Raw genomic sequence first — 2,897 nt, 5'->3', positions numbered from 1 at the left:
ACTTTTATTGTAGCTTGACACAGTTTAGTTTACACTCTCCAGTTTTCTTCCTACTTTCGTTTTCCGACCTCTCACACCACCGTACGTGCGGTTCCGCATACGGCGGTTCCTATTTTGGATACCATTCGAGATACGTCTCCATTAAAGTAGCATACCCTGCGGAGCGTAGTTTATTGTTATCTATCGCCCTTTTTAGAATAGGGCTGTCAGCTATTCGCCAATAGCCCTTGCAAGTATTACCCCATTCGTATGCTTTGTATTTATTAATACCACATCTTATGAGGTTTGCCACTTTTGTCTTGACTTTCTTCCAAGCTTTCCATATACACATGAGTATTCGTATAATTCATGTTAATTTTGATGTTAATTGAAATATATCGCGGTTCATAATGTTGTCAATACCAGAATATTCATCGTATAGTGTTTCAACCCACTTCTCATTCATATATTGCACTATTTCTTGATAATCCTTATCATTGGGATTTACGATTCTGAACATCTGACGAATACATTCATTGCCATCTAATTCTTGATAAATATACATAATTTTACTATTAGTAAATAGAATGAAATAAGCGGATAGCTCATCTTCGTGAATTGCCGCAATCTTATTATCATTTAAATCACTAACAATATTCCATTTTTGCTTATTAAAATTATCACTTGGTGATTTAACAAAATAAAAACTTGACGAATCGAAATATAGACATTTCTTTTGCATCATTATAATGATAGCCAATCCATACTGATTGTTGGAATACGGATAAGCTATTTCTTTATAGAATATAGACTTAATTTGTTCCATATTAAGCTTGTTTATGGTGGGTCTTATGGTATCCATAAGACCCACGTTTGTTTAACGACCACCTATCGGCATTCCTTTTTGAGTAACTACATCATAAACGGTTTCTGATACTTTCCTTCCAGAAATATAACCGAAAAAGCCACCTATTAATGCTCCAGCTGGTGCACCAACAACTTCACCGACTCCACCAACAGCGAATCCAATAGATGTACCTGCCATACAACCCAATTTGGCTCCAGCCCAAGCACCTGCCCATCCACCAGCTACAGATGTTACAGTTCGTGCATTGTAGCGTGAAGAGTATATTTCATAGGCATCAGCAGCTACTGCAGCAAATGTCAATACCCTGCCAGCTATTTTAATGCCATTAAGACCTTTTATTAGATTCTTTGGTCCAAAAATTTGCACTACGGTGCCATTATTTGCAACATGATCCGAAATGGCATAGGAATTTCCCAACTTATATACAGAAGCCCCTTTAGCATCCATCCATTTTCCAAGCTTTTTATATTTAAGGGCATCTACTTTTGCTTTCAATTCCGGAGATTGACGCAACTGCGAAGATGTATAACCCAATTCTGCTTTTGCTTCTAAATAAAACTCTCTCATTTGGCTATTTTTGACTTCTACAGCATGTGATACATCAATACCTTCAACAGCTAATGTCACACCACTACCAGTGCGACCAGTGCCTGAAGCATTTGCTATTGTAGAAAACCAATTATAGGAAGATAACTTACCATATTTAGTTGCATTGAAACCATTACGGAGTATTTTACCAGGATGCTGAGTATTATGATACAATGTTGGCGCATTATCTCCCTCTTCTCCATTTGGATCAATAAAGCGTATCGGATTGTTAAAAGTCTGACAATAACTTGTTATCCATGGATACTTCTCCTGCATTGGATCAGTTGACATCCACAGGCTAAGATGTGGGTCATAGTATCTCGCTCCATAGTAATACAATCCCGTCTCCTCATCGAATTCCTTCGCATTGAAAAGATAAGGCGTATTCCAAATGTTATTGCGCTCTTCTACGAATACCTCACCGAAAGGAACATACTCGATATGCTGCACCACCTCGCCGTCAAGGTTGGTGATGTAACTACTGCTACCCAAATGGTCTGGGTGGTAGTAGAATTGCATCTTCTCGTATGTATCGCCTTCTTGGAAGTTATTCTTCATTGCTCTTGCCATTACACGTGACTGCGCAGCCTCCAAGCTGCCGTCATTGCAGCAGAAGCCCTTGCCATCGACATAGTCGTTGTTGTCCTCGCCATTGTACGGCACTGCAAAGGTTGCATAATTATCCTTGATAGCCTGCAACTGCCCGGCATATTTTTGTTTATAGTCAACAGAAAGTCCATCAGTCTCACTACCTGCATACTGGATGCGGCGTGGATCTGAGCCGTAAGAGTCGAAATCACCAATCTTGGAAACGATACGCTGACTACCTATATAGATGTGCTTTGTGTAACGTCCGCCTTGGTTGGCTACGAGGTAAGGAGATACATACAATGAGAACTTGGCAGTATTCGTGCGACCTCCAGCAAACTCGGAGTTCACATAAACTTGGTCACTCTCACCTGATGTCTTCACCGTGCGCTCACCATCAGCATCATCCCAATAGTTTGTCACGAAGCCGTTATCATCAGAAGCAAGGAGACGGTTCTCCTCATCCCATTTGAGTTTGCGCTCTGCGGTCTTCTCGTCAGCCATGCCATCCTTCTTGGTACGGCTTGTGTTGACATAGACAAGATTACCGTTGGCATCATACTCATAGGCATGATTGTTGTTCACATTCTCGCTTTCTGAAGGTGTCTCTTCCGTGCGATAATTCACATCCTTCACATTGGCGAGTTGGAACTTCTTGCCTGTCTCTGTTCCATAGGTGTATGACAAATCATAACCTGCATTCAATGTGCCGTTGAACTGTACATTGTTCTGCGTAAGGATTTGACGCTTCGAAGTAATACGGTGCATATTGTCGTAACCCATTGCAAGGGTATAACTTGCGGTCTTGTTGTCCGCACCAGTATAAGTGCCTGTTGCGCTTACAAGACGGTAGAGGGCATCGTAAGTATAGTTA

General features: G+C 40.9%; 2 protein-coding genes and 1 pseudogene. All 3 read right to left on the bottom strand.

Annotation, left to right across the window (positions count from 1 at the left end; translation table 11 throughout):
* Window positions 1-109: 109 nt before the first annotated feature.
* A pseudogene (locus DXA74_RS16960) lies at window positions 110-340 on the bottom strand (group II intron reverse transcriptase/maturase); the annotation flags it as partial.
* Window positions 341-346: 6 nt separating this feature from the next.
* Window positions 347-805, bottom strand: coding sequence for a hypothetical protein (locus DXA74_RS15775; RefSeq protein ID WP_118768835.1), 459 nt, complete (start codon window positions 803-805; stop codon window positions 347-349).
* A gap of 51 nt (window positions 806-856) precedes the next feature.
* On the bottom strand, window positions 857-2,897 hold a 2,041-nt coding region (locus DXA74_RS16755; RefSeq protein WP_233550589.1), incomplete at its 5' end, for an RHS repeat domain-containing protein.

The organism is Bacteroides sp. OF04-15BH, from assembly GCF_003477995.1.
GTDB lineage: Bacteria > Bacteroidota > Bacteroidia > Bacteroidales > Bacteroidaceae > Paraprevotella.
This window is presented reverse-complemented; position numbering and strand designations above follow the sequence as displayed.